This is a genomic window from Candidatus Poribacteria bacterium (assembly GCA_026702755.1).
In the GTDB taxonomy this organism is placed as follows: domain Bacteria; phylum Poribacteria; class WGA-4E; order WGA-4E; family WGA-3G; genus WGA-3G.
Window position 1 is genome coordinate 36,979 of record JAPPBX010000049.1, and the last position, 24,624, is coordinate 61,602.

The following is a 24,624-nucleotide window of genomic DNA, read 5'->3' on the forward strand; positions in this document are numbered from 1 at the left end:
CGCAAAGCAAAACGCGCAATGAATTGCGCTACTACAAACAAAAACTTAGGAGGAACGGATGGAAATTCTTCAATATACGCCCGATATGCAAGCATCCTTAACCCAATTTTATAATCACTTGACCGTCGATGTTCCGCACTGTTATCCAGTCAAGGAGGAAGAATTTGCTATTGCGGTACGTGAGGTTACGACCGATAAATCAGATGTAAAGGACGGAGGTCTTGACTCGGAAACTGCCTTTGTTGCAATGGTGAACGGTGCTGTGCAAGCGTTTATTCATATCGGCATCGGTCAGGTCTGGAATCACGAGGAAAGGAAAGAGAACGCTGGCATTATTCGGTTTCTTGGTTACGAACGCGGGGCGCGGCAAGTTGGGCAAGCCGTGCTTGAAAAGGCGGAAGATTATCTGAAAACTTATGATATTTCTCAGATTTTCGCCTTTTCACAGGACTGCCGATACCGCTTCTATCATTTTGCACACGCCTATCTATCGGACGCGCTTGATCAAGTTCAAGGCCTCCTTGGATATAATGGATACCACCGTTCCAATGGCGAGGTCTTTCTGGATTGGGAAGACTATTCCGTTACACCAGTACCTTCAAATCTGCCGGTAACGCTTTCTATCGACTGGAAGGACGGGCGTGGACAACTCCCGAATTGTACTGTGCTCGCCCACCAAGACGGCGAACAGGTCGGCATCTGTGAGTCCCTCTGCGGTGGTGAGTTCTCAAGCCACGCCGATGCACAAAACTGGCTTCATACTGTCTGGCTCGGTATTGAAGATGATTTTCAGGGACAGGGTTTGGGACGCTATCTGCTTCAATACGCGCTTCAAGAGATGAAGAAAATCGGATACCAACATGCAGCGATTAGCACTGCTTGGGATAACCACCGCGCGTTCCTCTTTTATAGCAACTGCGGTTATTGGACCGTAGATTGGACTTATGAATTCGTCAAAGACCTCTCCAAAGCACCAACGGAAAAGTGGTAACCTCAGATTCAGACAATCAGCACGACCTTAAAGGCAGCATCTCACTTCTCGTTTTCTGGGTGGAAGTGGGGACGGAGCAATTCTGCTGTGAGATGTTCCGTAAAAGGAGAGTAGAAAAAGAGATGGAAATTTTACAATATACACCCGACATGCAAGCACCTCTCACCCAATTTTATAATCGCTTGATCACCGATGTTCCGCATTGCTACCCTGTAACGGAGGGAGAATTTGCTATTGTACTACGCGGGGTTACGACTGGTAAAGCCGACAAAGATGACTTTGGACGTGGACTCGACTCCGAAACTGCCTTCGTCGCGATGACGGAGGGTGCAGTGCAGGCGTTTATTCACGTCGGTCTCACTCAGATGAGAGATGAGGATGTAGGTATTATTCGGTTCTTGGGCTACGAACGTGGGGCACGGCGCGCTGGACAAGCCGCCCTTGAAAAGGCGGAAACCTATCTGAAATCATTTAATGTAACCCGAATTTTCGCTGCCGAGCGTCGATATCGTTTCTATCATTTTGAATACGCCTGTCTATCGGATGCACTTGATCAGGTTCAAGGACTCCTTGGATTCAACGGATACCACCGTTCCAACGGATGGGTCTTTTTAGACTGGGAAAACTACGATGTTACACCAATACCGGCACCTATACCGGTAACGCTTTCTGTAGAGTGGAAGGACGAACGCGGACAACGTCCAGATAGCGTCATAAAAGCCTATCAAGGTGATGAAGAGATTGGCTTATGTGTATCTGTCTCTGGTGGTGAGTATTCGGACCACCCGGATGCACAGGATTGGTTCCATACGGTTTATCTTGAGATTGAAGGTGAGTTTCAAGGACAGGGGTTAGGACGCTACCTGCTCCAATACGCACTTCAAGAGATGAAGAAAATCGGATACCAGCACGCAACAATCAGCACGCGCTGGGATGATTATCGCGCACTTCTCTTTTACAGCAACTGCGGTTATCGGGTTGCAGATTGGACCTACGCCTATGAAAAAGTGCTCTCTGAACCGCCAACGCCCAATTAACATGCCCTTAACCGCAGCATTTCGTTTCCTGTTTTCTGGAAATGGTACGGGACGCGTTCCACTGTGCAAATAATTCCGTCCTTTTCAAGCTCGTCAATAACGGGTGATAAGAAAGGCGAGGGGTTGCTGTTCACATCAACGATGGGGAAAATTTTCACCTCGGCTCCGATGCGAAGTAACTCGCGTACAGCATCAAGATGGAATGCCAAATCTCTGTTTGCTGAGTAGAAAAAGAGGAGATGCGCGGAAAGCACGAGGTCGAAATGACCGTCGGGGAAAGGTAAATTGGGGAGTGATGCGTCTATATAGCGTCCTTGTCGCTTACCGCTCTCGAAATCTTGGCAGAACGCGTCCATCGCCTGCATTCTGACTTCTGCCAATTCATCAACAGACGAGAATTTTGTCCAGACGAATTTATCCCGATTTTGGCGGGCTTGTGCGATGACATCGTCGTAGGTTTCCTGGATGCGTTGACGCAATTCCGCCTCAGAATACCGATAAATTGGATCGACCGAGACTATCGGTGTCTTACGCTGGTACATCCGAAAATTGAACGACGCGGGACCGTCGCCTATGCCAACAATGTCCCGCGCCAAGTCATCTTCGGAGAGGTTGAACATATCAAGGTATTCGTCATACGACCTACCCCACGGCACGATGTCTTTGTAATGGAAATCCACTATTGCGCAGCCCCGGCATTGATTTCTTGTAGCACTGCCACTGCCCGCTGTGCCAATTCGGTTGTAGCGTCACGCTTGATTGCCCGGTTTAAATGTATGATGGCGCGTTCATCTCCATCTTTTGCCAACTCCAATGCTTCCTCAAACCCTTTGTTCCCGTAACTGAAATCTCTTGGCAGAACCGTCAGGTCGCGGTCTTTCCAATAATACTTCAGTTCATCGGACTCCCAATTGCGGTAGACATCTTCCCACTTAAGGGAGTTGAAGAGGTTCAGGTGCGGTTCAAGCATGTGCTCAGCGATGGGATCATCGACAGCCTGATAACGGTTGTCGAGCGATACACGCAGCCGATCCTCGGTCAAATTCGGTAGTGCCTTATGAATGGTCAAAGCAGGGAAGATGAGCGTGTCGCCGACTTCGTAGTTCGTGGAATGCCATTCACCTGACAATTCGTCCTCGTTGACGCACAGACTGCCAGCACCGAGTGAAAAGTGGTGCTCCATGACCTTATTGACTTTATGCGAACCGGGTAGGACTGCCAAGCCTCCCAACTCTATCGGGCAATCTCCGACAGGTGCCCAACAGGTATAGGTCTGAAAATTCCCTTGGAAGTGGACGAAGTCTTGGTGTATCGGTGTTGTATGTGCGGTGTACTTAGGAAACCAGAGGCGCGCAATTTTTTGCGGATGCGGCAGCACCTCTCTACCGATAATTTTCTCCACCATATCAACGACTTCGTGCCAGTGTCCGGAACGGTGAAACGCTTGTAATTTATACACCGCGTGGTATACATCTGTGTATTCGGGATCGCCCTCGGTACACTGGGTGGAAATATCGGCGATGCCGTCCATTGGGTCGGTCCCGGCGACGAGCCAACCGCCTTCCTGCATTGTCGTTAGCATCTCTCGCCGCAACGCCCAGAGTTTGTCGGGATCTTGCAGCTTCTTGAAGAAGAGGTACCCTTCTTCCGAGATCCGGTGACGCAATTTTTCCGGATCATTCATCGCATCGTTTGATACGCGAAGTTCTTTCAAGGTTTCCATCTGACTTCTCCTTGGATCTACCCATGTTGGTGTCCATTCTGTGACGGAGGCGGTTCATTGAAAGGGATACCTTTCGCCTCGGCTGCGAGTCGGCGTTTATTCCAGGCGGAGATAACTTCATATACCTCTGCCCGCCCCTGCTCTATACCTTGTTCGATGCCTTGTTCTTTGGCTTTCTCAAGGCTTTGTGCGTGTTCAGCACGCCATTCGTTAAAACGTCTTAGCATGATATCCACTCCTTCTTTGAAAATAATGAACGCAATTGCGACTCGATTAAAAACCGGCGACGTTGCGTCTAACTTTCTTAACATCTGCAGGACACCGTTCCATCCGACGACAAGTTCGTAGAGACATATTCCGATGATATAGAGAAGTCCTAACACCGTGTAAGTAATGATTGCACTTTCTGCGTCTCGGACGGTAAATAAGGATCCCCGTTTTTTTTCCATAGATCGGTTCTTTGTCTTTCTTCTTGGTTAGGTGGTAACTTTGGATATTTATAGTATAGCATATACGAAACGAGAAATTCAATTTTTTAAGCTCTCCAATTTATTTGCCTCTATTTTTCTGAAGCCAATCGACGGCGAAGTCAACGACGGAGCGTTGCGGCATGAGTTGGCACGCCGCGATGCTGACTTTGCCGTGTTGAACCACTTTTCCTGCATCAGATCGTATAAAATCCTTACCGAGGCGATCGAAATCTGAATCATCTACATCGATATCTTCAAAGGTAGTCCATGTCCTTGAACCCGCCTGTGAGATCGGGGCACCCTCCCGGACGACGCGTTTGGTTGGGAAGTCCGCTCGGTATTCCGCGAGATGTATGGATGTATTGCTCGAATGATCGACACCGAGGAGCAGGACAAAACCGTGCAAGTCATAGATTCTGGCAAGCGGTGAGTGTTCACCAAAGCCATAAGCTAAAGAGTGGTTATTTACGATGGATGATGCTTGAGGACCGCGTGCACAAAATGAACTCTGTGGATGTGCGCTGCGGAGAACGTCTTTTTGTTTTCGGAACGTTTCGGCAATTTTGCCCATTGAACGGGTTGGCGTTAAATCAGGATCGTAGGCAGGCATCGTCTCGCGTATTGTCTGCCACCACGATTCGGGGACAGGCGGATTTTCCCATTGGCTTGGGTCGCTGAGGTCGGTCGAGTGGGTCGGCATTACAAGCGTTCCTGTTTCTCCCAAAACCTCCTGAAGCGCGATGATCACAGCAACAGCACCACCACAGACCCATCCCATTGCGCTCAAAGACGAATGAACGAGTAAGACCATCCCCTTTTCAATACCGAGTGCCTTAAAATCCGCCTGCAGTGATTCTACTGTAGCGAGTGTTTCCGTCTTTTGAACCACTTGACCTTCAGGCATTGTCAACTATCTCCGTCTTTTGATTTTCTCAGTTTCATTGCTGCATCACTGATCTCCTCCATGCTCTTTTCAACCCACAGTTTCCTCTGCCATTTGGTGTAATCAAACCGAGAACGCATAACCAACGCAATGAACTTTTCAGCCTGGATGTCACCCAAAGCTTCCGTAAGAGCCTTTAAGCCTTCTACTTTGAGTTGTTCATCTGTTACCATGGAATATACTCCTACTCTAACACAAGCCACCTATTTACTTACATAGCACTCCGCTGGAGTGCAGGACGTTGATATACCTTTTTCTATTCTCACTGCGAAGCAATTCCACCCCTCTGGGGTGAGGAAAGTGTCTGAAAAACTGTGTTGAAACGCTCAAAATCCGTTAGTAGCAACTTGGGTTACTCTAATAGAACATTCTCAAGCATTTTATTTCTTGCCTATTGCAAGGATATGCGAACTCATACCGAGTATTGACGGCTCCGCTTCAACTTTCCGAATTAAATCTAAAACTACAGCGCGCTGGTCAGGGTCTGCCCAATAACTTTCAACCGACCTAAAAAGCCACGTTGGTCCTTGTACAGCAAGTGTTGTCTGATGCTGGAAACCTGCTTCGACCACTTCAGAACCGAGTTCTTCTGGCCGGTGAAGATATGCATCTGTAAAGTACTTAAGGTCCTCGGTTAGGTTGCGATGGTAACCCGTTTCAAGGTCGTTTTGAACAATATCCATGTGAACAGGATTTCCAAATCGATCCTCGAAAAAACTGTGGAGCATAGACGCAAACCGTGAGATACCGGCGGCAAGCATAACCCCACCCTCTCTTAAGACACGATACGCTTCTCTCAGTGCAAGCAGCCGTTCACTTTTATCAATTAGATGATAGAGGGGTCCCAACAACAGAACAGCGTCCGCAGACATTGATGAAAAACGTAACTCACGCGCGTCACCGAGTGACACACTGGCAATCGGGTGTTCTGACTGTTGATTGGAGGCTTCTTTCGCTTGCTCAATATGTAAATCCACAGGGTCCACGAGGTGAACCTCATAGTCCGCCTGTGCCAACCAACAGGCGTATGGACCAGAACCGCCACCGATGTCTAAAACAACAGCGGGGGGATCGGATAAATAGCGGGTGATAATTTCTTGTGTCCTCGTAAATTCTATCTGTCCTTGGACGCTACTTGTAAGTCTTTTCGATTCTTGTGTCTGTCTATAGAACGAAAGAATCTCATCTGAAAATTGATACAACCAAGAAACCCCCTAAATCCCCCTTATCAGGGGGACTTGCAATATATTCCGAAACTGGTTATCGGGTCTGCTTCACCCATGCCCACGTTATCGCCAACTTATCTTCAGGGTCAACGGAAAGTGGTTCGAGGTCAAGGGCGTTGGTGACATCAAGGTAATTCGGCTTTCCAAATCCACCCTTGCCATCATTTCCGTTTTTGGTATTATCGCTGGCATCACCTTCATCGAAAGTGTAGTGTGCGTTCAGACCCTTTTCATCGCCGTTGAGTACCTTCATCATGAATTCATTAATCTCTTCTTCGGTCCGAGCGACTTCCCAGATACGGATTTCATCAATGGCTCCTGTACAGAACCAATTTTGACTATCACCGACACCGATATAGAGCGAAGCGTCGGTTGCTGCTAATTCCTTTGCCTCAAAAGGTAAGGCACCCTTTTCTTCTCCATCAATATATGTGCGCATCTCTTTACCGTCCCAGACACCAGCGACATGCTGCCATTCATTCGGCTTCAATCCAGGGACATCAAGGATCTTCGTGCCGGGCCAGAGGACAAATCGCAATCCGTTTCCATTTTGGACGATCTCTGGAAAGATGTAATCCCTTTTGCCGCCCCAATCCTTCGCGAGGCACTCACCAACGGGTTTGCTCATGTTCATCCACGCTTCTATGGTTATCGCGTTTTTGGGATTTAGACTGTCACTGTTTGGAACTTCGATAGCCGTTTTGCCATCTAATTCCAATGCCAGATTTTTTGCCCAAAGTGTGCCAGGCATTACCAGCCCAATAATGAGGATCAGAAAAAATAGAACTTTCATGATTTGTTTCTCCTCTATGATGCCAGATCGTCAAGCATCTGACGGATGTTGTGTTCACCACTATCAATAAATAGCGGTGCTAAAGGACCTCTACCGTGTAAGGTTTGAAGTAAGGTATCAATCTGTATCATACGCTGTTGCGGCGTGCGGCATCTGAGCCACTTTTGAACAAATTCACGCGCCGGTCTTGGGTTACCCGTTCTCAGTGAACGGACACTTTTACGCCACGTCTGCCATCTGAAGGTATATTCACAATTTGGACATTCGAGTTTCTCATCTTTCTTTTTTAAACTCTTGCGATAATCTCGCCACCGGCGTTTGTAGCCGCAGGCTGTACATTCGATATTGCCGTGCTGATGAAGCGCAACTGCTTGACACTTCGGACATTGCAACTCAGGACTGGATTTCCGCATTCTGACAGTGCGTTCCATTGCGGGTGGATCTGGTCTACGGACAAGGTTAAGGCAGTGCGGACAGGGTAAAAGGACACGGGTTCTCACCGATTGATTGTAGGCTTCCTTGGACCATGTTTTACCACAGGCACATCGCAACCCAACTTCTTTGTATAGAACAGCGCAACAGTCAAAACATCGGGGGGTGTCTCGGAGTGCTTGACGGCAGTCGCGCCAGAGGAGCCGTCCGGTGCAGTGGGGGCAGTGGAACCAGTGTTCGTGCGTTCCACCTTCGCCAGAACTAAAGAGCGGATCAATCCGACGTGTAATCTTCGTGCTGCATTGTGGACAAGGCACACGCCCGCCTCGATAAACATCAGCAACTGTAGCGATGTCCGTACACCGTGCGTAAAGTTCCCAACCGACATCGTGTAGTAGCAAATCATCATAGATACCGAGCCGAGCATATCGGTAAAGTTGGCGGATTTTGATGGGTTTTACGCGGGGTGACCAATTCATACGGGTTTCCTTTGAATTTCGACTTACGAGATCAGTGTGGCGTACTTCATCGCCTCTTGGACATCAGCAGCCTCCAATTCCGGATAATCCTCAATAACCTCCTCAACTGACCGACCGTTGGCTAATAATTTGAGAATTACGCTGACCGTGATTCGGGTGCCTCGAATTACAGGTTGCCCAAGACAAATCTTTGGATTAATTTGAATTCGATTCAGTTTTTCCATTTCTATCTCCACTAAACTACGGCTAACAACGCCTCAAGATGTTCTTCAGGCACCGACAGCCCATCTTCTTTAAGGGCAACAATATATCCTTCAATTGCTTCTCTGATATTACTGACAACTTCTTGCTTTGTTTCAGCTTGACTGATACAACCGGGTAAACTGGGGCATTCAGCAACCCAATACCCATCTTCACCCGGATAAATAACTACTTGTCTCATTTTTTACCTCCAATACAAAGGCTTTGCTCAAGAACCAAGGTTGCGAAAAACTATGGTGGATTTTAGAATTACCGATGCACCGCCAGTCGATGTTTGACCTCCAGTGCGGTTGCAAACCGCACCTACCAGATTTGGGGTGTGGTTGCAAACCGCATCTGCCAGATTTGGGGTTGTAGGTTACGCGGAAATTTGAACGACTTCTCCGGTTTCGATGCTACGGCTAATCGCTTCTAAGACGCGCATGTTCTGGTAGGAATCTTCGAGACTTGAGTGTGGCTGCGTTCCCGCTTGCAGCGACTGTGCCCAATGTTGCATCTCTTCGAGATAACCGGGTCTGCCAATACCGTGATATGCGGTATTGAGGGTCCATTCTTCAGTTGGTGTATCGGCATAACCACCACCTTCGCCGAGCCATGTCGGCATACGGTAACGGCGCAACTTGCGTGTCTCCAATACCTGAATCGCCTGATTTCCGGTACCTTTGATAAAAACCATTGCTTCTAAAACCGGACCGGTGCCGAGCGTCATCGTGCCGATACCACCGTTCGCGTAACGCAGATTCACGGACATGGAGACAGTACTCGATGCGGCCTCAACTGTACCCATTGCGAAAACCTCGCTGACCTGTCCCATAAAGAAACGCATACAATCGGTCGGATGGATCACCTGATCAAGCATGAAGGGCCATGCAAAGGGGGATCCCGCTTCGTTTAGACGGGGACCTGGTGCGAGATACCGGGTATGATATTGGCACGGTATACCGAACTCATCTTCGTCCATCAACTGCTTAGCGATCCGATTCGCCGGGGCATGTCGCCACATGGTGCCGACCATACCTGTTTTACCGCTCTCAATAGAGGCATCAACCAACATCTTCGCGCCTTCAGCGGTGGTCGCGGGCGGCTTCTCGGTATAAATATGATACCCCTCTCGGAGGCACTCAATACCGATGTCGCGATGTAATTTATCCTCTGGTCTGCCGACAACAGCCACAGCATAGAGGTCTTCATTTTTGAACATCTCATTGTAATCGGTGTAATGACGGAGTGCGCCAAACCTACGGGCGTTTGATGCTGCCTTCTCCTCAACGAGATCACAGGTGGCTACGAATTCAAATTCTGGTACCATCGGTATACACTGTTGTAATTGCGACGACATACCACCACAACCAATAAAAGCAATTCGGATTTTATCCATAAGGTATTCTCCAATTCGTGTTTAGTAGGACTTACGCAATTTTCTATGAATCCTATATATTACGTGCAGCTGGCGAGGTTACAAACCTCGCCAGCGAAGGGGCTGCGTAACTCGTGTTTAGGTGAGGTCCCTATTCAAAAAGTTGTGCAACCGGACAGGAAAATCCTGGCACGACATCCTCACCAGTAAGTGTGTCCGCACCCGTAAACACCTTAATGTCTGTTTCAGAACGATATACTGTTACTGTTTTCATGACAGATTCAACAACCCATACCATTTGAGTTCCTGCCTCCAGATAAGCTTGTACCTTTTCAGTGACACGCCACTGAACATCTGTTGGTGAGATGACTTCAACAGCAAAATCCGGTGGCATTGGAGATCCTTTACTCTCATCTTCAGGTAGGCGCGCGGTTGAAATAAACGCGACATCCGGTTTCATTCCGCGTTCTCCGACTTTAAATCCTGCTTCTACATACACATCCCCTAACTGATTTTCACTTACGTGTGTAAATAAATAGTGGGTGATTCTCGCACTAATTTTACCATGTCCTAATGACGGAGACGACATCGGCACTAATTCTCCTTTAACGTATTCATACCCCTCTATATCGCGTGCCAGAAATTCCTCCACTGTCATCGTAGTAGGTTCGGGCGGGTATATTTCTTGCGCGACTTCTGAAACTTCCTGTAAATCCATTTTCCGTTCCTCCTTACGGACTATGTTATCCCCAACAAGTCTGCCAGCTCGTTAAAATCGTTGGCGACGAGGTCAGAGGGGTGCGCGTTTACGCCTTGAACTCCACCAGGTCCATATTCTAAAGGACGCGGCACCAGGGCAGTTTGAAAACCGACCGCCTGTGAGGCTCGAAGATCACCAGGGTGTGCGGCTACCATCATAACTTCACCGGGGGACAAACCAAGCAGGGAAGCGGCGGTTTGGTAAACTTCGGGATCCGGTTTGTAATGCCCTGTTAATTCGGCAGACAGGATACAATCCCACGGCAGTCCCCCAAATTTCGCCATGTTGGTCAGCAAGGCAACGTTGCCGTTAGAGAGTGTGGCGACGATATACTGCTTGCGGAGCCGTCTCAAACCGCTGACTGCATCGGGCCACGGTTTGAGCCGATGCCAGACCCGATTCAGATGATCTTTATCGGTTTCGCTTAAGCCGACGATTTCAAATTCGTCAAGAAGACTATCTAAAATAAGTCGATGTAGTGCGTCAATGTTTTGCCACGGCAATTCGCCACGTCGGACCCTATCCATCGCGGGACCGTATCCAGAGCGCCATTTCAAGGCGAATTGCGCCCAATCAATATCAATACCGTGGATATTTCCAAATTCTTCACCTTCGGCAACAATTGAACCGTACCAATCTACAACCGTGCCAAACACATCAAAGGTGAGTGCTTTGATTTTGGAATGCTCGCTTTGCATCGTCCTATCCCTTTCTGTCGTTCAAAATTTACCAAGAAGAATAGGTTCATTTCCTTTTCAGTTCATGTCACATCATACACCAATTCAGCTCAATTGTCCATTGAATTGTTTTCTCTATTCCTTTGGACCCATTCACTGAAAATTGTTGAGGATCCGCACGGTTTTGTAGCGTATCCTGTTAGGTTGCGCACCCTTAGGCACAGACTAACAGTCTATGCTACAAAAATGGCGACTTGCGTTACTTTAGTAAGATGTGAAGATTGACGCTATCATAGAAGCGTCCGTAAAAAAAAGCACTCTGACGTGAAGTCGGACGCCAGAGTGCAAAGAGGGTTATATGTTTAGAACCTAAGGACCTATATCTCATAAGCTTGTCCTGTAGGGTGCCAAAAATTTCCGGAGTTGTCGAATCGCAGCGTTCTTGCGCGAGGCAACAGTCCCAATCGGACATTCGAGGATCGTCGCGACTTCTTGATAAGACAATCCTTGAACCTCTGTCATCCGAAACACCACTTGGTGTTCCTTCGACAACTTATCAATCGCGGACTGAATCGCCTCATAGGTCTCTTTAGCAATGAGCAGTGCCTCCGGAGAATAACGTGTATCCGCTATAGCGACAGCGATAGGGTGAGAGTTTTCATCTTCATCACTATAGGCGGCATCCAATGATTCAATCTGGGGTGTCCTTTGCTCTGTCGCCAATTGTTTTAAACAGACATTCTTGGCGATATGATAAAGGAACGTCCTGAATTTGGCAATCGGGCGGTACGTTGGTACACAACGCCACAGCCGCAGGAACGTCTCTTGACAAAGGTCCTCCGCGAGTGTTTGGTTTTTGACAAATCGATAGATAAAATTTAAAGTATTTGCGTAATGTCGCTCCGTTAAAATTCGGAATGCATCTCTGTTTCCATCCTTCACAGAAAGCATCAACTGTTCGTCAGTGTGTAACATGCTTGTCTCCTCTAAAGAGGAGCTTCTCAAGCGAAGGCGCGCAACCCTCCTTCCATGCGATAACGGAGGATGCCTGCTTGTTCACTCCTCTGTCCGTGCCTTCCCCATAATCGAGCTCTGGTCCAACAACGAAACACATTGGCAATTTTGAATGCCTGTGTCTTCAGGGAGATCCCGTCTCCCAAAGTACAGTCTCGTTCATCTCCAGCGTGAGGCGTTGCCTCCGTTAAACACAAAACGTACTGACGCATTATGAAACTCCTTTCTAACTTATTCGTCAGGTAGGGGCAGCATTTGATGCCCCTTTTTCGGTCAATAAAAAAGATTTGCTAATGGTTTAACCCATGTCATCGGAAATAATTCATTTAAAATTCAAAAAAAATTATATTTTCACCTTATAACCCCAATTTTCCGGAGTATACGCTCCGTTTTTCTTACATTTCTGGCTGAAACGGCTCCAGTGACAGTGAGGGTTTCCCTGTCGTGATCAGTTCACCGATGAGTTGCCCCGTGATCGGTGCGAGCAGAATGCCGTTTTTGAAATGTCCAGATGCCAAAACGACGTTATTATATCCCGGCAAGTAACCGAGAAGCGGTCCTTTTTTCACATAAGGACGCAAACCTGCCCACGTTTGCACAAAAGTGCTGTTCGCGAGTTGCGGGGCGATGGCAATACCAGCATCAATCATCTGCTTGGTACCGTCCACTGTTGCGGTTTTGTCATAACCGACAAATTCGACTGTAGCACCGAGCAAAATTTTGCCATCGGCTCTCGGTACGACGTAGATGCCGAGTCCATCAACGATATGCTGAAAAGGCGGCGGCATCGCTTCAACGAGGACGATCTGCCCCTTCGCGGGTCCAATCTGTATCGGCACGTCAAGTTGGGCAATCAACGCACCTGCCCAGCATCCGGCAGCAATCACGAACGTGTCCGCGTATAAGGTTTCGCCGTTCACGACGACCCCGACAACGCGGTTTCCACCGTTTTCACTGTCTCGGACAAAGTCGGTGACAGGATTGCCTACTTGGAATTCCGCACCGAGTTTTGCTGCTCCCTTTGTGAGTGCCGTCACCATCTTCGGGTTGCGGACTTGTGCATCTTCAGGAAACAGAACGGCACCAGCAATAGATTTCGAGAGTGCTGGCTCCAACTCCCACGCTTGTTCGGCTGTCAAGACTTCCGCTGAAAAACCGCGTTTCACGCGCCGGTCTGCGAGACCAATTAATCCCGCTGCCTCAGCCTGATTGAAGAATACCGATAGGGTCCCAGATTGGATGAACTCAATATCTATCTGGGTCTCTGTACGGAGTTCCTCCGCTAACGACGGATACAACTCAAGGCTTGCGCGGCAGAGCGTTGGATACGGTTCATGTGTTGACGCGTGTGAGGTTAAGATGCCTGCGCCTGCCCATGAAGCCTCCGTACCCACAGCGTGCGCTTTGTCAATCACCAAGGGTTTCACGCCTCGCTTGGCAAGATCGTAAGCGATGGCACACCCGATAATCCCTCCACCAATAATGATGACATCGGCGTGATTTTGATTCAAGTTTTCCTCCACTTTACCCTAAAATTGCAACAATTTAGTTTAGCACATTGTTGGGTCGCCTGTCAATCTCAGTTGCCAAATGCCAATTTGACTACTTATATACATTTTCGGATGCACTTATTCTGACAATGCAGATTGCAACTTGAAATTTCGGCGGATTCGGTGTATAATTACTACAAACATTATCAAGCAAACTATCTCAAATTCGGTGGTGCAGGAAAAAGTAGATTAGCACAAAAACCTCGCCCAACATGAAAGGTCTTTTATTACATGATCCTTGGAAAAGTGACCGGGACAATCGTCGCGACGCAGAAAGATGAAAAATTGATCGGAAGCAAGCTGATGGTTGTCCAAGATGTAAACCTGGACGGAGACGTTGATCGGAAATATACAGTCGCTGTAGATGCGGTAGGTGCTGGCATCGGTGAAATCGTCCTTATCGCCACCGGTAGTTCCGCTCGACAGACCGCAGTGACGAGCAATAAACCGGTTGACGCTGTAATCATGGCGATTGTTGATACCGTGGAAGTCGCTGGAAAAGTCAGGTATCAAAAGTAGAAACAATGAAGATCGCGACCGAACGGAAACGCGTCCGCACTGAAACACTCCACCGTCGCGAGGCACTCATCTCAGAAGAGAGGGCAAGGCTCAGCCAGCGTATCGTTAATTCCGTTTCACGCTGGATACAGCGTGAGGGTTTCGATTCCGTGATGCTCTACCTGAGTATGAGAAGCGAGGTTGAAACTACCGATCTGCTTGAAGGGTTACTTAATTCAGGTAAGCAGGTTTGCGCGCCAGTGATAAATACCGAACAGGTAAAACTCACACCAAGGCGGGTTCAGAATCCGAAAACAGAACTGGTACGTCATCGCTACGGCATGTTGGAACCTAAAGACGCATGTCCAATTTTCCCGACTGAACACCTTCAACTCATCGTGGTTCCCGGTATCGCCTTCGATCGGAAGGGGTATCGTCTCGGCTATGGCAAGGGTTTCTACGACCGATTCCTCACGAAATGCCCACACGCCATTCCCATTGGATTAGCATATCAGATACAGGTTGTAGAAGATACGTTTCCACAAGCGTGGGATGTCCCTGTTCAACACATCTTCACAGAGACCGGTAGGATAGCGATTTAACTATTTGACATCAACGAAAGGTCTCAATTTCTCCAGCGTCTTTGCACCAATCCCCTTGACTTTCTGGAGAGCATCTACACTGGTGAAGTTCCCGTGCTGTGTGCGGTAGTCAATAATTTTTTGTGCCATCTCCGCGCCGATATTTGGAAGCGTTTGGAGTTCTTCGGCAGAGGCGGTGTTGATATTAAGAAGTGCGGGTTTACTGGGTATTACCCGGCTTTGTGGACGTTCCTCATTTGGACCAACGATCAGATCTGGTTTTCCGAGGAAGATCGCAGGTGCGAACCGTCTCACACCCCAAAAACCGGTCCCAGCCAAAATCAGTACCACGAGAAAAACGACAGCTTTCCAATAATGGCGTTCAATAGTATCCGATACGCTATTCATCTCTCACATCACCTCCTTCAATTCACGCAGTTTGATAACTACCTCTTGAAATCTTTGCTTCCAATTTTGAAAAAAATGAAAATTATTTATCAGTATACTACATTTTCACGCGCTGTCAAGTGACGAACCTTTGGTAGACAAATAACCTTGCATTCCTCTACCAAATGTGGTGTACTACTTAAACCAGTTTTGGGTGGCATTGCTACGAGATGGTATCTCAACACCGTTCTCTGCTACCCTTCCACCGTAGGTAGCAAGTGGATAACGGACTGTGGATTGGAAAACCTTAAAATGGAGTACACGATGAACTTTGAGAACCGATGACAACGACGAGATCCGCTGCCGGTAAACTGCACAGAACATTTTGTGACGCGAGAGTCAATTATATCCGCTGCTTTCCTGATTTATACTCAATTTTTATTTGCCATTTCACATTATGTATGGTATTGTATGTATCGGAATAATTTATGGTAAACGCTCAGAAAGTCATATATTCAGATCAGGAAATAGAAGAATTTGTACAAGAACGCAAGATTTTGCCAGATGATTGGTATAGTAGACTGATTAGACGAAATAAAGAGAAGGGAGAATTGACTGTCATAGGCGATAAAGGGAATGAGTTCCGAATCATTGTCAGACCAGACGACCTTGTGCCTTTAGATTTTTCAGTTATTTTGGTAGTTGTTACTAAATCAAACCCAAATTTTAAACTCCGGCGCTACAATGGGCGGACCAGTGGGCACAGAAACCGGATTGAGAAAGAAAGAATTGAAGGGTTTCATATTCATTACGCTACAGAGCGGTATCAACGGAGAGGATTAAAGGAAGAAGCTTATGCGCTACCAACGGATCGCTATAACAGCTACGAGGGTGCCCTTCGCTGCTTAATCAAAGATGCGAATTTTGTGGAACCGCTGTAACAGGTACTTTTTTTCGGGGAGTAAGCAATGTCTGCCAATACCATACAACAAGACTTTATTAATAAGGTCTCCGCACAGATAAGTCTTTCAGCAGATGGTAAAGACCGTTTCCGGGTATTAACGCCCTTCCAATTCGAGGATGGTGATGAATTAGTTATCGTCCTAAAGAAGGAGAGTGAACGGTGGCTGCTCTCCGACGAATCGCATACCTACAGGCACCTCGCCTACGATATTGATGAGAAACTTCTTTATAGCGGTGCACGCTGGAAACTTATCTCTAAAGCCCTTTCTATGTTTGAGGTTGAAAACCGCAGTGGAGAATTAATACTTGATGTATCGGATGAGCGTTACGGTGAAGCACTATACGACTTCGTTCAAGCTCTTCTCAAGATAACGGATGTGTCATATTTGTCAAGGGACCGAGTTCAATCCACATTTATGGAAGATTTCCATGAACTCTTACATGAAAAGGTGAAAACGACGCGCATGGCATTTGAATGGCATGATAAGGATCGTGATCCGCAAGCAAATTATAAAGTAGATTGTCTAATTAATGGGATGCCGGAGTCTCTTTTTGTGTATGCTCTTGCCAATGATAATAAAACACGTGATGCTACAATCTCGATTCACCAATTCAAAGAGTGGGGTATATCTTTTAGGTCCGTAGGAATTGTCAAGGATGAGAAGGCTACGAGTCGCAAAGTGCTTGCCCGTTTCCGAGATGTGTGTGATGCGTGTTTTGTTGACCTAAAAAAAAGCGGTAAAGACATCAGACAATATCTGGATAATAATATCTCTTTACCTTCGTAAACTATCGCGCGGTAGCATGCGTCACTAACTGGGCAATTTCGATTGGCGTTGAAAGTGTACCCGTTTAATAATACGTCTGGCAAAGCTGGTAAAGGTAAATAATGTGCCGCGGTTCGTGACTATAGCGTTTTAGAGTGTGTATGGCAGCTTACGGTTAAACATACCGTAGGCTGCCATTTTTTTTGTTCTTATCCGCAGTGTGAAAACTGACCTACCCCGACAACCCCCTAACCCCCCTTATCAGCGGAATAAGAAGTCGGGAGGGTTATTCTGAGATGTTTCTTCTGATGCATTTATAGATGCCGCCCCTACGGGGCTTAGGTTTGGGGTGTACTGTTTTTCTACACAGATGTCACCCCTACGGGGTTGAAGAGGATGGGCGAGGTTGGAAAACTCGCCTACCGAGTGTAGAGTGAAACGGACAGGATAAACCACGATATGGAGATCACTCCTACATTAACTTAATCAAAATACTCGTCTTCGCTAAACTTTGTCCACGATTCAAATATGGGGAAAGGTCGGGGAAAATTGTCATTGTCAATATTCAACTTGAATCGAATCCTTTTGCTATCAAAAAGATTTCGGACCGAAATGGAGACTCCTGAAGTTTCAATGCAGTTGTCACACTGGGTCGGGAGTATTTGTACCGAACGCGGTGCCTGAAAATAAATTCTGTATTCCGAACCCGCCTTTTCAACGCGATAATCGTCCGCTAAAATCTCCCACTCGCTTAAGGCAGTATTGCCTTCGGCATACTGCGCCCACAAACTGACACCACTAAAGAAATCAAGAATAACGCCTTTTCTTTTCGTTGCGTCTTTAGATGGATCGAATTGCCGAAATGAACGACCTTTCAGTGCTGCCTTTATTTCCTCTTCTTCTTGCATACTTACCGGCTGCAGCGGATTGAGACACGAAGAAAGCATTAGACATATAAACGCAAGCGTGAAAGGCATAAGATGTATTTTTGTGTTCGCATTGAAGGTTTTATGGTGACGCATGTTTTGTCCTCCGATTTTTTAAGTACATTGTAGCGTTAATCGAATCGTTTTATCCAAAGAAAACGGATCGTGCGTATTGAAGTATTTGGATTATACTTGATATGGAAACCCGTCTCTGCTAAAATAGGCAGTGAATTCACGATTGGAGAGGATATTATGCAGGAGATTGTTGTACATTCAGCGCGATTACACGATTTCGCCCGGACGCTTTGTGACAAGGCAGGATTGCGCTCTGAAGACGGGAAGACGATCGCGATACATCAGGTGCTAACCGATCTGCGCGGTGTGCATTCACACGGCACACGTGCCTTGCCGGGTTACCTCAACCTTATCCTTGATGGGAAGATGAACGCACAACCCGCCCTTCGCATCGCGACAGAGGGTCCAAGCTTCGCTGTCGTTGACGGAGATAATGGGATGGGTCATCTGGCAAGCACGCTGGCAATGGAGACAGCGATAGCAAAGGCGAAAACGACAGGCATCGCTGCTGTAGGGGTTCGCAACGCTGGACATTTCGGTGCAGCCGCATGCTACGCAATTATGGCGGCATCGAACCAGATGATCGGATTTTCGACAACAAACACAGGTGGCGCATCTATTGTCGCTCCGGGTGGTGCTGAAGCGGTGGTCGCCAACAACGCGATGAGTTACGCCTTGCCCATCGGTGACGGGCATCCGATCGTATTAGACATGGCGTGTGGGGTATCGGCGTGGGGAAAGATAGGTACACTACGGATGTACGGTAAACCGATTCCAGACGGTTGGCTTATAGATGAAACAGGCCAACCTACCAGCGATCCAGATAAGGGACGCTTCCTTGCACCAGCAGCGGGACCGAGGGGTTATGGATTGGCACTCATTATGGGCATTTTAGCGGGTCCTCTCAGTGGTGGTTTGATGGCTTGCAATAAATCAGGCGATCCCTCTGAGCACTTCTTCTTCGCTATGGATGTTGCGAGTTTCACAGACTACGACGGCTATGTTGCGGAAATCCAACGGGGCATAGATAAGATTCACGCTTCAAAAACGGCAGAAGGCGTGGAACAGGCATACCTCCCCGGCGAAATTGAGTGGAACAACTACGACAATTACCTTGAGAATGGCATTCCCATTCATGTAGACCATTTACGAGGCCTCGCAGGCATCGCTGATAAGTTAGATGTTCCTATCTGTTGGGAGTGGTAGGAAAGGGGCGATAACAGGTCAACGCCTCAATCCATAACCAAAATTAGAGGGGGAAGGGGTACACTATGGCAGAAACGAAAGAAACTGTATCAGGCGGCACACTCCCCGATTGGGAGGTTGAAGATTTACCTGCACCACCGAAGTACCAATTTGGAAAAGCGTTTCGGAGTATCTTAGGTCCCGGCATCATCGCCTTAGGAGGTTCAATCGGTAGTGGTGAGTGGTTGCTCGGTCCCGCGATAACCGCCCAATATGGAGGCAGTCTCCTGTGGATTGCAACAATCGCTATCTTGCTTCAAGCAATTCTTAACACGGAAGCAATCCGCTACACACTTTATACCGGCGAACCGATGTTGAGTGGTTATATGCGCTGCAAACCGGGCGCGCCTTTCTGGGCATCTTTCTATTCGGGAGTTAACTTTTTTGGCATTTGGCCCGGTTGGGCGATGACCGCTGCGACGGCACTCGGTGCGGCATGGCTCGGCTATATGCCGCAAGATGCGGATAGTAGCACGGTACGTCTGTTCGCATATCTCATCTTTTTCGCGTGTTTAGGGATCGTGTTGTTTGGTGGAAAGATTTACAACGCACTTGAGAAGGTGCAGCTATTCATGGTCATCTGGATTATCAGTTACCTTGTCGTTATTGATCTGTTTATGGTGCCGCCACGCGTGTGGTGGACTGCTATCAAAGGGTTCTTTAGCTTCGGGGCACTCCCCGCACCAGGGCCAGATGGACAAGTCAATTGGCTGTTGCTTGGGGCATTCGCTGCTTACGCCGGAAGTGGTGGGTTAGGCAATGTCACAATCACCAATTATGTCCGCGATAAAGGGTGGGGCATGAGCAGTCTCGTCGGTGCGATCCCATCAATGATCGGTGGACAAAATGTAACGCTTTCACACTGGGGCAAGGTGTTTCGTATCTCACCAGAAAACCTCAAGCGGTTCAAGGAGTGGTGGAAATATGTCCGATTTGAGCAGTACGGTATCTGGATGATCGGATGTTTCATAGGTATTGCCCTGCCCGCGATGCTGACCCTGGAATTTGTGCCTTCAGGGCAGGAGATGGACCAGTGGTCTGCAGCAGGATTCCAAGCGGAAGGACTCGCAGCAAAAGGCGGTAGAGTGATGTGGTATCTCACACTGTTGTGCGGGTTCTGGGTACTGTTCTCGACGCAACTTGGTGGTGTGGACGGCGTGCCTCGTACTTACACGGATATTATATGGACCGGATTGAAGCGTGCGCGAAATCTCGGTGAACACAACGCAAAATGGATCTATTACCCGATTCTCGGTGTCTACATTATCTGGGGCATCATCGCGATATATCTCGTCAAACCGTTCTTTATGATTCTGGTATCGGCAACGATTGGTGGCTACTTACTTGTAATTACCGCGTTACATACGCTTTACGTCAACTGGAAATTCTTACCCCCAGAGATACAAGCACCGTTGTGGAAACAGATTGGGTTGGTATTGTGCGCGGGATATTATTCGATCTTCGGAACGATTACCGTCTATCAGAAAGTACTTGTGCCTTATGTTTTCCCGATTTTTGGGTAAAACGCTACACAGTTCCTATGGGGTAGGTACAAGACCTACCCCTACGTATAGGTTTCCGACACAATTGCTGCCACAAGACTCTTGACGGAGGCTTCCTTTGCCATCACGTCAACGTGAACGCCATGTTCCACTGCTGTTTTCTGTGTTGTGGGACCGATGACTGCGACCTTGACATCGGCGAGTAGGACTGTAGGTTGGTGTGCGGGGAACATCTCTAAGAAGTTCGTAACCGTTGAGGAACTGGTGAAGGTGACGAAGTCTATGCTGCCGTTTAGGAGTTCCGCTTCAATTGCCTCTCGGTTTTCGCCCGGTACCCTGACGGTATCATAGAGCGGTACATTATCGACATGTGCTCCTTTCTCGCGCAAAGCATCGGGGAGATCAGCAGTGGCGATTTTTGCACGCGGCAGGAGGATTTTCTTCCCGCATACATCCCCTATTTCAACGGCGATCGCACTTCCACGGGCGTTGGATGGGACAAAATCGGGGTGGATACCGATGTCGTTGAGGGCTTCCACCGTTTTCGATCCAACCGCGCAGACGCTGCTTTCGCCGAATGCTCGTGCATCCTTGTCCTTTTCTCGTAAACTCTCATAGAAAATCTCTACAGCATTGACACTCGTGAAGATAACCCAATCGTATTCGTTGGGAGAAGGCACGTCTACACCTTCAATAGGTTGAATCCTTATCGTGGGGAATTGGATGACTTCGGCACCGTTTGCTTCTAAAAGATCCGCGAATTCGCTTGCCTGTGCGCGGGCGCGCGTGACAAGGATCCGTTTTCCGAAGAGCGGTTTGGTGTCAAACCATCGGAGTTGCTCACGCAAACGGTTCACCTCACCGACCACGATAAGTGCTGGACTCTTGAGTTGGGCTGCCTCTACTTTTTGTACAATATCGGTAAGGGTGCCTTGGACGACGTGCTGTTGCGGTGTCGTTCCGACGCGGACTAAACTAACAGGTGTTTCAGGATCTCTACCGTTTGTTATCAGCCGTTCTACAATTTGGCGAAGGTGTGCAACCCCCATGTAGACAACGAGTGTATCCACCGCCGTAGCGAGCTGTTCCCAGTTGATATTTGAATCTGAACGCAGTGCAGCGGAATGCCCCGTAACAAAAGCGACTGACGAGGCATAGTCACGATGCGTGACTGGAATACCGGCATAAGCGGTTGCAGCAACCGCAGAAGTGACACCGGGAACGATCTCAAATGGAATGTTTGCTTCGGTGAGCGCAATCGCTTCCTCGCCGCCTCGCCCGAAGATATATGGGTCTCCACCCTTGAGACGAACAACAATTTTGCCTGCTTTCGCGTGCTCAACCAGCAAATGATTGAGTTCATCTTGGCGGGTGGCGCGGACTCTCGGATCGGGTGCTTGGATTTTTTCGGTGTGCGCGGGACAATGTTCCAGTAATGCATCGTTGAGCAGTAGATCGTAGATGACGACATCGGCGCGTTGAAGGCATTCCACGCCTTTGAGGGTGATAAGTTTTCTATCCCCCGGACCTGCCCCTACGATATAGACGATACCCGTGCTCGGTTTGTTCATTTGTCGCTCTCCTGCGCCTTCAACAGTTCAGTCGCGCCACTATTCTTGAGTTTTTCGGCGACGACCCTACCTAAGTGTTTTGCTGCGCCTGGCGTTCCTGTGGCACGCTCCATAATGCGTACGCTACCTTCTGGATGACAGACCGTCCCGACGAGTGAGAGTTTACCATCAGTATGCTTGGCATACGCGCCAATCGGTACTTGACATCCACCACCGAGGCTTTCCAAAACGGCTCTTTCAGCGGCGATTTCTGCTGTTGCACGGTGGTTGTTTAAAGGCGAGATCAGTTTTTCAACCCGGTCATCCGCTTCCCGTGTTTCAATCGCGAGTGCCCCTTGTCCAACTGCTGGGACCATCTGTTCTGTATGAAAAAATTGTGTAATAACCTCCTGTTTGAGAAGACGCTTAATGCCAGCAGCGGCGAGGATAATTCCGTCAAGATCGGTTTCATGAAGTTTGCGTAATCGGGTATCAACGTTGCCGCGAACATCAACAACTTGCACGTCTGGGCGGATGTAGAGGAGTTGTGCTTTTCGGCGTGGGCTTGTGGTGCCGATTTTTGCACCTCCTGGTAGGCTTTCTAAGGGGAGTCCCGTGGCAGTGATGAGCACATCGCGTGGATCTTCTCGTGCGGGAATAGCAGCTATGCAGAGTCCTGCGGGTAATTCTGTCGGAAGATCCTTCAAACTATGAACAGCGAGGTCAATGTCGTCAATTAGGAGCGCATTTTCTATCTCTTTGGTAAAAACACCTTTGCCCAGTCCGACCAACGAGCGGTTTTGAATCGTGTCGCCCGTGGTTTTGATGACTTTGAGGTGGACCTCAATATCCGAAAAATGGCGTTCTAATTGATCTTTGACGAATTGCGACTGCCAAAGCGCGAGTTGACTACCACGTGTGCCGATTGTGAGCGAGTTGTGCATTTTTTTTATAGTTGTCGGTTGTCAGAAGAATGGCTGTCGGTTTCCATCAGCAGTCAGCGGTCAGTCGCATAAGGCAGTGAAAGCGTCGGTAAATACCACGCGTCCTCTTAACTCTCACTGCGAGGCAAACTGATAACTATTCATCGTTAACATCCAAGGCGAATAATTCCCGTAACGCTTGAACATACTGTCCGTGATCAGCATCGCCATCGTTAACGGCGCAGCGAAGGTTCTCCATGGGATGGTGGAGCAGTTTTTTGACGATTGCTTGGGTCATAGAGGCGACAGCTGCCTCCTGCTGATCAGAAAGTGTTGCCTTGTAGAAACATGCTTGCAATTCAGTGTCAGCGATCTCTCGAAACTGCTGGTGGAGTGCTTTAATAGTGGGATTGACCTGAAAGATTTGCAATTGGTCGTAGAACCGCTTCGCCTCCTCAGCGACAATCTGTTCTGCTCGGGTTGCTTCCTGTTGTCGATCCTTGAGGTTGGAGGCGACAACGGCTTCGAGGTCGTCAATATTATACAGGAAGGCGTGGTCAATCTTACTCACATCGGGTTCTATATCGCGTGGTACAGCGATGTCAATGAGAAACATATACCGGTGCTTCCGTTTCCGCATAATGTTAGCGAGTGGCTGTCGTTTGATAAGATAATCCGGGGCATCGGTAGAACTAATAACGATGTCAGCATCAATGAGGAAACCGAGGTCGCTATTATAAGGGAGAGGTGTGCCGTTAAACTTCTCGGCGATTTTGACCGCCCGCTGGTATGTACGATTCGCGACAATCACGTTAGAGACACCATTTGCAACGAGATGCTTTGCTGTGAGTTCACTCATTTCACCTGCGCCGACAATCGCAACAGTCTTACCCTCAAGTGTATTGAAAATCCTTTTGGCGAGTTCAACGGCGGCGTAACTAATAGAAACGGCACCTGTAGCAATAGTTGTCTCGGAGCGGATGCGTTTGCCAACGCTGAAAGCTTTGGTGAAAAGACGATTGAGAACCGTACCCGTGCTACCTGACGCACGAGAGAAGTCGTAAGCGGCTTTGATTTGCCCCAGTATTTGGGATTCACCGACGACCATAGAATCAAGGCTCGATGTCACCCTGAAGAGATGTTGGATCGTCTCCAAGTTATAGTGAACATAACTCCATTTCTTGAGCGATTCCATGTCAATCTGGTGGTAACGGGAGAGGAATTGAACCAATATCTTGGCAGCTGCATCGGCACTCCGCACGGGGTTCGCGACCGCATAGATTTCTACGCGGTTGCAAGTAGAGAGAATGACGGCTTCTTGAACCTGATCAGATTCACGAAGGTGCTGGAGGGATTCAGTAAGTTGTTCTTCGGAAAACGCCAATCTTTCCCTGAATTCAATGGGAGCGACATGATGGCTGGTTCCGACGGAAACGATTTGGTTCATTCCTTCTACCAAAAAATCTAAAAACGTGAAATGTTGTTTATATGCTT

The 24,624-nt window shown here is 48.2% G+C and carries 29 protein-coding genes; 8 read left to right on the top strand and 21 right to left on the bottom strand.

What is annotated here, in order from left to right; genetic code table 11:
* Positions 1-58: 58 nt before the first annotated feature.
* Positions 59-991, top strand: a complete 933-nt coding sequence (locus OXH39_09225; protein MCY3550629.1) for a GNAT family N-acetyltransferase — start codon at positions 59-61, stop codon at positions 989-991.
* Positions 992-1,113: 122 nt separating this feature from the next.
* Positions 1,114-2,028 carry a GNAT family N-acetyltransferase gene (locus tag OXH39_09230; protein MCY3550630.1) on the top strand — a complete coding sequence of 305 codons (915 nt, stop codon included), beginning with the start codon at positions 1,114-1,116 and terminating at the stop codon, positions 2,026-2,028.
* On the opposite strand, the gene OXH39_09235 is transcribed toward OXH39_09230, so the two are convergent.
* The 16 genes from OXH39_09235 to thiO form a co-directional block, all read right to left on the bottom strand.
* The gene (locus OXH39_09235) at positions 2,025-2,708 is read right to left on the bottom strand and encodes a methyltransferase domain-containing protein (protein ID MCY3550631.1); all 684 of its coding nucleotides are present in this window, start codon (positions 2,706-2,708) and stop codon (positions 2,025-2,027) included. The two genes, OXH39_09230 and OXH39_09235, sit on opposite strands and share 4 nt — an antisense overlap.
* Positions 2,708-3,751: a phytanoyl-CoA dioxygenase family protein gene (locus tag OXH39_09240; GenBank protein MCY3550632.1), complete on the bottom strand. Its 1,044-nt coding sequence runs from the start codon at positions 3,749-3,751 to the stop codon at positions 2,708-2,710. The genes OXH39_09235 and OXH39_09240 overlap by 1 nt, the downstream gene beginning before the upstream one ends.
* Before the next feature lie 17 nt (positions 3,752-3,768).
* Positions 3,769-4,200, bottom strand: a complete 432-nt coding sequence (locus tag OXH39_09245; GenBank protein ID MCY3550633.1) for a hypothetical protein — start codon at positions 4,198-4,200, stop codon at positions 3,769-3,771.
* 100 nt (positions 4,201-4,300) lie between these two features.
* Entirely contained in the window at positions 4,301-5,125 is an 825-nt protein-coding gene (locus OXH39_09250) for an AAC(3) family N-acetyltransferase (GenBank protein MCY3550634.1), read from the bottom strand.
* Positions 5,126-5,127: 2 nt separating this feature from the next.
* The gene (locus tag OXH39_09255) at positions 5,128-5,337 is read right to left on the bottom strand and encodes a hypothetical protein (protein ID MCY3550635.1); all 210 of its coding nucleotides are present in this window, start codon (positions 5,335-5,337) and stop codon (positions 5,128-5,130) included.
* Positions 5,338-5,544: 207 nt separating this feature from the next.
* The gene (locus tag OXH39_09260; protein ID MCY3550636.1) at positions 5,545-6,366 is read right to left on the bottom strand and encodes a class I SAM-dependent methyltransferase; all 822 of its coding nucleotides are present in this window, start codon (positions 6,364-6,366) and stop codon (positions 5,545-5,547) included.
* Positions 6,367-6,424: 58 nt separating this feature from the next.
* Positions 6,425-7,183, bottom strand: coding sequence for a LamG domain-containing protein (locus OXH39_09265; protein MCY3550637.1), 759 nt, complete (start codon positions 7,181-7,183; stop codon positions 6,425-6,427).
* A gap of 14 nt (positions 7,184-7,197) precedes the next feature.
* Positions 7,198-8,094, bottom strand: a complete 897-nt coding sequence (locus tag OXH39_09270) for a hypothetical protein (protein ID MCY3550638.1) — start codon at positions 8,092-8,094, stop codon at positions 7,198-7,200.
* A gap of 23 nt (positions 8,095-8,117) precedes the next feature.
* A complete protein-coding gene (locus OXH39_09275) occupies positions 8,118-8,318 on the bottom strand; it encodes a DUF433 domain-containing protein (protein MCY3550639.1) in 201 nt (66 codons plus the stop codon).
* 11 nt (positions 8,319-8,329) lie between these two features.
* A complete protein-coding gene (locus tag OXH39_09280) occupies positions 8,330-8,536 on the bottom strand; it encodes a type II toxin-antitoxin system HicB family antitoxin (GenBank protein ID MCY3550640.1) in 207 nt (68 codons plus the stop codon).
* Positions 8,537-8,713: 177 nt separating this feature from the next.
* Complete coding sequence (locus tag OXH39_09285) at positions 8,714-9,733, bottom strand: Gfo/Idh/MocA family oxidoreductase (GenBank protein MCY3550641.1); 1,020 nt, start codon at positions 9,731-9,733, stop codon at positions 8,714-8,716.
* Positions 9,734-9,863: 130 nt separating this feature from the next.
* Positions 9,864-10,430 carry a Uma2 family endonuclease gene (locus OXH39_09290; protein MCY3550642.1) on the bottom strand — a complete coding sequence of 189 codons (567 nt, stop codon included), beginning with the start codon at positions 10,428-10,430 and terminating at the stop codon, positions 9,864-9,866.
* A gap of 20 nt (positions 10,431-10,450) precedes the next feature.
* Positions 10,451-11,170, bottom strand: coding sequence for a haloacid dehalogenase type II (locus OXH39_09295; GenBank protein MCY3550643.1), 720 nt, complete (start codon positions 11,168-11,170; stop codon positions 10,451-10,453).
* Positions 11,171-11,533: 363 nt separating this feature from the next.
* A complete protein-coding gene (locus OXH39_09300) occupies positions 11,534-12,124 on the bottom strand; it encodes a sigma-70 family RNA polymerase sigma factor (protein MCY3550644.1) in 591 nt (196 codons plus the stop codon).
* Between the two features lie 26 nt (positions 12,125-12,150).
* Positions 12,151-12,375 carry a hypothetical protein gene (locus OXH39_09305; GenBank protein MCY3550645.1) on the bottom strand — a complete coding sequence of 75 codons (225 nt, stop codon included), beginning with the start codon at positions 12,373-12,375 and terminating at the stop codon, positions 12,151-12,153.
* Between the two features lie 183 nt (positions 12,376-12,558).
* Positions 12,559-13,674: a glycine oxidase ThiO gene (thiO, locus tag OXH39_09310; protein ID MCY3550646.1), complete on the bottom strand. Its 1,116-nt coding sequence runs from the start codon at positions 13,672-13,674 to the stop codon at positions 12,559-12,561.
* 270 nt (positions 13,675-13,944) lie between these two features.
* Here thiO and OXH39_09315 point away from each other — a divergent pair, with 270 nt between their 5' ends.
* Positions 13,945-14,232 carry a EutN/CcmL family microcompartment protein gene (locus OXH39_09315; protein MCY3550647.1) on the top strand — a complete coding sequence of 96 codons (288 nt, stop codon included), beginning with the start codon at positions 13,945-13,947 and terminating at the stop codon, positions 14,230-14,232.
* A 5-nt stretch (positions 14,233-14,237) separates the two neighbouring features.
* A complete protein-coding gene (locus OXH39_09320; GenBank protein ID MCY3550648.1) occupies positions 14,238-14,813 on the top strand; it encodes a 5-formyltetrahydrofolate cyclo-ligase in 576 nt (191 codons plus the stop codon).
* Here the strand turns inward: OXH39_09320 and OXH39_09325 are convergent, their stop codons facing one another.
* Positions 14,814-15,200: a ComEA family DNA-binding protein gene (locus OXH39_09325; GenBank protein ID MCY3550649.1), complete on the bottom strand. Its 387-nt coding sequence runs from the start codon at positions 15,198-15,200 to the stop codon at positions 14,814-14,816.
* Positions 15,201-15,667: 467 nt separating this feature from the next.
* On the opposite strand from OXH39_09325, the gene OXH39_09330 reads away from it, so the two are divergent.
* Positions 15,668-16,120: a hypothetical protein gene (locus tag OXH39_09330; GenBank protein ID MCY3550650.1), complete on the top strand. Its 453-nt coding sequence runs from the start codon at positions 15,668-15,670 to the stop codon at positions 16,118-16,120.
* Between the two features lie 27 nt (positions 16,121-16,147).
* The gene (locus OXH39_09335) at positions 16,148-16,930 is read left to right on the top strand and encodes a DUF1828 domain-containing protein (protein MCY3550651.1); all 783 of its coding nucleotides are present in this window, start codon (positions 16,148-16,150) and stop codon (positions 16,928-16,930) included.
* A 461-nt stretch (positions 16,931-17,391) separates the two neighbouring features.
* Here OXH39_09335 and OXH39_09340 read toward each other — a convergent pair whose 3' ends face one another.
* Positions 17,392-17,931: a hypothetical protein gene (locus tag OXH39_09340; protein ID MCY3550652.1), complete on the bottom strand. Its 540-nt coding sequence runs from the start codon at positions 17,929-17,931 to the stop codon at positions 17,392-17,394.
* A 69-nt stretch (positions 17,932-18,000) separates the two neighbouring features.
* Between OXH39_09340 and OXH39_09345 the strand changes: the two genes are divergently transcribed.
* Positions 18,001-19,116 carry an Ldh family oxidoreductase gene (locus tag OXH39_09345; GenBank protein ID MCY3550653.1) on the top strand — a complete coding sequence of 372 codons (1,116 nt, stop codon included), beginning with the start codon at positions 18,001-18,003 and terminating at the stop codon, positions 19,114-19,116.
* A 65-nt stretch (positions 19,117-19,181) separates the two neighbouring features.
* Positions 19,182-20,678, top strand: a complete 1,497-nt coding sequence (locus OXH39_09350) for an Nramp family divalent metal transporter (GenBank protein ID MCY3550654.1) — start codon at positions 19,182-19,184, stop codon at positions 20,676-20,678.
* A gap of 41 nt (positions 20,679-20,719) precedes the next feature.
* On the opposite strand, the gene cobA is transcribed toward OXH39_09350, so the two are convergent.
* From cobA to hemA, 3 genes are all read right to left on the bottom strand, one after another.
* Positions 20,720-22,228, bottom strand: a complete 1,509-nt coding sequence (gene cobA / locus OXH39_09355; GenBank protein MCY3550655.1) for a uroporphyrinogen-III C-methyltransferase — start codon at positions 22,226-22,228, stop codon at positions 20,720-20,722.
* A complete protein-coding gene (gene hemC / locus OXH39_09360) occupies positions 22,225-23,151 on the bottom strand; it encodes a hydroxymethylbilane synthase (protein MCY3550656.1) in 927 nt (308 codons plus the stop codon). The genes cobA and hemC overlap by 4 nt, the downstream gene beginning before the upstream one ends.
* Before the next feature lie 136 nt (positions 23,152-23,287).
* A complete protein-coding gene (gene hemA / locus OXH39_09365; GenBank protein MCY3550657.1) occupies positions 23,288-24,577 on the bottom strand; it encodes a glutamyl-tRNA reductase in 1,290 nt (429 codons plus the stop codon).
* Positions 24,578-24,624 lie beyond the last annotated feature (47 nt).

Excerpts from the sequence above, each read along its gene's own strand:
- OXH39_09315 (MCY3550647.1), top strand. The coding sequence starts at position 13,945 with ATGATCCTTGGAAAAGTGACCGGGACAATCGTCGCGACGCAGAAAGAT.
- OXH39_09275 (MCY3550639.1), bottom strand. The coding sequence starts at position 8,318 with ATGGAAAAACTGAATCGAATTCAAATTAATCCAAAGATTTGTCTTGGG.
- hemA (MCY3550657.1), bottom strand. The coding sequence starts at position 24,577 with ATGAACCAAATCGTTTCCGTCGGAACCAGCCATCATGTCGCTCCCATT.
- OXH39_09340 (MCY3550652.1), bottom strand. The coding sequence starts at position 17,931 with ATGCGTCACCATAAAACCTTCAATGCGAACACAAAAATACATCTTATG.
- OXH39_09285 (MCY3550641.1), bottom strand. The coding sequence starts at position 9,733 with ATGGATAAAATCCGAATTGCTTTTATTGGTTGTGGTGGTATGTCGTCG.
- OXH39_09265 (MCY3550637.1), bottom strand. The coding sequence starts at position 7,183 with ATGAAAGTTCTATTTTTTCTGATCCTCATTATTGGGCTGGTAATGCCT.
- OXH39_09320 (MCY3550648.1), top strand. The coding sequence starts at position 14,238 with ATGAAGATCGCGACCGAACGGAAACGCGTCCGCACTGAAACACTCCAC.
- hemC (MCY3550656.1), bottom strand. The coding sequence starts at position 23,151 with ATGCACAACTCGCTCACAATCGGCACACGTGGTAGTCAACTCGCGCTT.
- OXH39_09325 (MCY3550649.1), bottom strand. The coding sequence starts at position 15,200 with ATGAATAGCGTATCGGATACTATTGAACGCCATTATTGGAAAGCTGTC.
- OXH39_09230 (MCY3550630.1), top strand. The coding sequence starts at position 1,114 with ATGGAAATTTTACAATATACACCCGACATGCAAGCACCTCTCACCCAA.
- OXH39_09350 (MCY3550654.1), top strand. The coding sequence starts at position 19,182 with ATGGCAGAAACGAAAGAAACTGTATCAGGCGGCACACTCCCCGATTGG.
- OXH39_09300 (MCY3550644.1), bottom strand. The coding sequence starts at position 12,124 with ATGTTACACACTGACGAACAGTTGATGCTTTCTGTGAAGGATGGAAAC.
- OXH39_09250 (MCY3550634.1), bottom strand. The coding sequence starts at position 5,125 with ATGCCTGAAGGTCAAGTGGTTCAAAAGACGGAAACACTCGCTACAGTA.
- cobA (MCY3550655.1), bottom strand. The coding sequence starts at position 22,228 with ATGAACAAACCGAGCACGGGTATCGTCTATATCGTAGGGGCAGGTCCG.
- OXH39_09290 (MCY3550642.1), bottom strand. The coding sequence starts at position 10,430 with ATGGATTTACAGGAAGTTTCAGAAGTCGCGCAAGAAATATACCCGCCC.
- OXH39_09255 (MCY3550635.1), bottom strand. The coding sequence starts at position 5,337 with ATGGTAACAGATGAACAACTCAAAGTAGAAGGCTTAAAGGCTCTTACG.
- OXH39_09295 (MCY3550643.1), bottom strand. The coding sequence starts at position 11,170 with ATGCAAAGCGAGCATTCCAAAATCAAAGCACTCACCTTTGATGTGTTT.
- OXH39_09225 (MCY3550629.1), top strand. The coding sequence starts at position 59 with ATGGAAATTCTTCAATATACGCCCGATATGCAAGCATCCTTAACCCAA.
- OXH39_09305 (MCY3550645.1), bottom strand. The coding sequence starts at position 12,375 with ATGCGTCAGTACGTTTTGTGTTTAACGGAGGCAACGCCTCACGCTGGA.
- OXH39_09335 (MCY3550651.1), top strand. The coding sequence starts at position 16,148 with ATGTCTGCCAATACCATACAACAAGACTTTATTAATAAGGTCTCCGCA.
- OXH39_09245 (MCY3550633.1), bottom strand. The coding sequence starts at position 4,200 with ATGGAAAAAAAACGGGGATCCTTATTTACCGTCCGAGACGCAGAAAGT.
- OXH39_09270 (MCY3550638.1), bottom strand. The coding sequence starts at position 8,094 with ATGAATTGGTCACCCCGCGTAAAACCCATCAAAATCCGCCAACTTTAC.
- OXH39_09330 (MCY3550650.1), top strand. The coding sequence starts at position 15,668 with ATGGTAAACGCTCAGAAAGTCATATATTCAGATCAGGAAATAGAAGAA.
- OXH39_09240 (MCY3550632.1), bottom strand. The coding sequence starts at position 3,751 with ATGGAAACCTTGAAAGAACTTCGCGTATCAAACGATGCGATGAATGAT.
- OXH39_09280 (MCY3550640.1), bottom strand. The coding sequence starts at position 8,536 with ATGAGACAAGTAGTTATTTATCCGGGTGAAGATGGGTATTGGGTTGCT.